Raw genomic sequence first — 3,338 nt, 5'->3', positions numbered from 1 at the left:
GTGGCCGGTCCGACCCTGATCACGTCCAGGTCGCGAAAGACCGTGCGCACGGCCGGAACGCCGGGGCTGGCGCCGAAAACGCCGGTGTTGATCGTGGCGAGCATCGTGATTCGGTCGCCGACCTGGACGTAACCGCCCACGCCGAGCTGCTCACCGGCCGGCACCGTGACGGCCACGTAGCCGGAAGGGATTGGGAGGAAGGCCACGTCGCTGTTGCTCAGGAGGTCACCGGAAGGGGCCACGATGTTCGCGGTCACGGGATACCCCGCCGGGATGTCGACTCGAGCTCCTTTGCCGGCCAGTTGCACGATCGAGGTGAAGGCCCCGGGTGGCTCGGGGCTGTAGCTCTTCAGCTCCAGGTCAGACGCCTGGATCACCGTCCTGGCGGTGATGGCGTTCTTGGCCACGACGATCGTCGTTCCCGTGGTGTTGCCCTGGATCAGGGGCAGGCTCGCCAGCAGGGCGGCGGTCCCGAAGGCGATCACAGCGAGCACCGCGCCGACCACGATGTATAGACGCCCGCGCCGCGGCCGCCCCGCGGAAGGGCTGGTTATCGACATGAATAGGCCGCAAGCCTGCCACGATGCGCCCCCGGAATCAACTCATTCGACAAGAACGGCCTCCACCACGGCGGTACTGACGCCGTGGTCGCCGCCGATGGCGGTGCCGGCTCCCGCGCCGGCCGAGATCGAAAGGGTTCCGCACTGCACGGTGCCCTGGATCGTCGAGGCTCCGTTGACCGAGTCGGTGCAGGCGCCCGCCCAGAAGACCGATCCGAGCAGCCAGTGAGTCACCGACGATCCCTTGATGGCGATCTGGCCGGTGCCGCCGGGAGCCTGCCAGATGAGCGTATTCCAGCACGCCCGGTCTTCTGTCGGGCACCACGACGTTGCGGCACAGCTGCTGTCACCCGCCGGCGCAGACGAGCAAGGGGCGGCGAACCAGGTGTAGCCCCCTCCGGAGGCCGAGTCGAAGGGCGCATTGGGGGGACAGGCCGAGATCGAGCAGGGGGTGGAGCCGAAGGCGCACGCGCCGGCGCATGCCGCGCCGCCTCCTGCGGCACAGGTCCCCGACGAGAAGCTGGCCTGGTTGACGAATTCAAGAGTGACATCAAGAGCCATCAGCCGGCTGCTGTTCAGGCAGATCCCGCCGACGCCTGGTGAACCGGCGCCATTGAAGTAGTAGAAGCCCGGGTCGAGGACCACGCCAGCCGCGCCCGAGGAGGCGGGCTTGAATGCCGCGATCACCGAGGCCCACGTGGTCGCCGTGCCGACGGTGACCGATTCGCTGGCGGGTACGCCCGCGGTCGGGTTGATCTCGTATTCCGATGCGAATCCCTCGACTGTCATGTCAGAGGCGGTGTTCGTCCACCCAGCGCCTGAGCTGTACGTCTGGGCTGCCTGCTGTAGGGCGCCCATGTCCGTCACCACGAGTTCCCCTGCGGTCGCGATGGAAGCGCTCGTCGAGATGGTCACCGCAGACTGATTCGTGGTCCGGGTCAGAGTGCCCGTGACATCGAGAGGAGCAGCGGCCGCGCCGGACCACTCGCTCATCTGGCCGACGCCATCGATCGAGTTCGGGCTCACGGCGAAGTCTGCGTTCAGGATCCCGCCCGGGTTGCTTGGGTAGTACCAGATCTGGGTGTGGGCGATGCCGTCTTGAAAATTCTCGGGTGCGGGAAGCCAATTGGGGGGCGCGCCGAAAGGTTTGTTCGAGGGCTTGGTGTCGGACCGCAAGGTGACCACTAGGAGGGTGCCGGCGGTGCTCGCGGCGGGCAGCGTGACGATGATGTCGGCTTTGGTCGGGCCGACCTCCGGACCGACCTGGACCTTGGCAATCCCGCCGGTAAGGGAGCTCGGATCGAGATACCCGTAACAGCTGGGCTTGAAGTGGTAGACGCCGCTGGCATCTTTGGTGGGAGCAGGACCCAGGCCTGTGGCCACGGTCGTTCCGTTGACCTTGATCGGCGTGGTGTAGGCGCCTGCCGGGGTGCAGGGCGCTCCCAGAGCTCCGTTGGCGCTGTTCCTCAACGAGCCGATGGCGGCGGCGTCAGTGTCCGGCTCCGGCGGCTGGGCGCTGGAGATGGGCGCTACAGGCTGCGACGCTACGCCCGCTGCGCACGGGTTTGGGTTGACCGCCGCATCGCCCGCGGAGAGGAATGCGTTGGTCCCGCTCGCACCGCATGTCACGGGAACGTGCCCGGAGACCTCGGAACCGTCGGCGCAGATGGCGTTGGAGCTCCCGGAGTTGGCGCCCCCGGCGCACGAGCCTCCGGCAGTGGTCCAAGCCTGGCCTGCCGTGTAAACGGAGACGTTGCCGAGGTCCGAGTAGGTGCCCGACGCCGCGTCAAGGCGCGCGTGCGAGTACAGGGCGCATCCTCCGCTCAGGTTTATCGTTCCCGTCGTCACCGAACCGGCGACGTTGACCTGGCCGCCGGTGCAGTTGAGCGTACCGGCGGTGATAGCCGTCGTCGAGCCCGCGAGCTGCTGACCGACGGCTCGGCGCACCACCTTGGTGGTGGTTTGCCCGAGCTCGGTTCCGAACGAGATCGGAAGCGTCAGCGTGAGGATGACCTCGACCTGCTGTTGGTGAGCCCGATAGGGATAGTGGATCGTCTCGCTCAGCCCGCCCGCGAACGTGTCGGTGCCCGTGTACGAGGTGGCGCAGCCGCTCCCGCTTATGAGCACACCAGTCGCGCCGGAGCGCTGCGAACTGACAAAGGCGTCGGCCTCCGTGATGACCGCCTTGGCGCTCGCCGCGTTGCAGCCGATGCCGATCTTCATGGCCGAGTCGAGCGCAGCCTGGTCGGCGAGCTGTTGAAGCTGGTTCTTCTGCCATTCGACCGAGCCCGCCAACAGCACGAGGGCGGCGGACCCGATGAGCGCGAGCAGCGCGAACGCCACCAACACGATGACCTGGCCGGATTGGGTTCGCCCGCGCATCAGAACTCCAGCCGGTCGACTGTCTGAGAGTCGAATGTCACGGTCGCCGGGATGCCGAGGAACCGAGCCAGCACCGGCTGCCATTTGAGCTTGAGGTCGACGACCACGCGCTGGTGTCCGGTGGTGCGCACCGGGGCGCATGCGGAGCAGCCCCAACGTGTCACGGGGCTGGCGCTGGAATCCAGCTCGTAGATGAAGACGTAGACGGTGTTGCTGGCGTCTCCCGGGGACAACGTGATGGTCCCGGGCTGGGTCGTGTCGGCATTGGCGACATAGCTTCCATAGGTGGGCGGCGTGTTGATGTCAGACGAGTCGAGGTAAATCACCGAAGCGCCCAGCGACCTCAGGGCGCCGGTCCCGTTGACGATGGAGCTCAACGAGCACGGCGTCGCCAGA

The 3,338-nt window shown here is 67.2% G+C and carries 3 protein-coding genes; all 3 read right to left on the bottom strand.

The annotated features are described in order from the left end of the window. On the bottom strand, positions 1-560 hold a 560-nt coding region (locus VNF71_03665), incomplete at its 3' end, for an RcpC/CpaB family pilus assembly protein (GenBank protein HVA73641.1). A gap of 42 nt (positions 561-602) precedes the next feature. Continuing rightward, positions 603-2,942, bottom strand: coding sequence for a pilus assembly protein TadG-related protein (locus VNF71_03660; GenBank protein ID HVA73640.1), 2,340 nt, complete (start codon positions 2,940-2,942; stop codon positions 603-605). Next, a partial coding sequence (locus tag VNF71_03655; protein ID HVA73639.1) for a hypothetical protein occupies positions 2,942-3,338 on the bottom strand: 397 nt, incomplete at its 5' end. The genes VNF71_03655 and VNF71_03660, both read right to left, overlap by 1 nt.

The sequence above is a fragment of the Acidimicrobiales bacterium genome (assembly GCA_035533095.1).
Lineage (GTDB): Bacteria > Actinomycetota > Acidimicrobiia > Acidimicrobiales > Palsa-688 > DATLUM01.
This window is presented reverse-complemented; position numbering and strand designations above follow the sequence as displayed.

What these genes read in the sequence shown, in the direction of transcription:
- VNF71_03660 (HVA73640.1), bottom strand. Translation starts at nt 2,942, where the DNA reads ATGCGCGGGCGAACCCAATCCGGCCAGGTCATCGTGTTGGTGGCGTTC.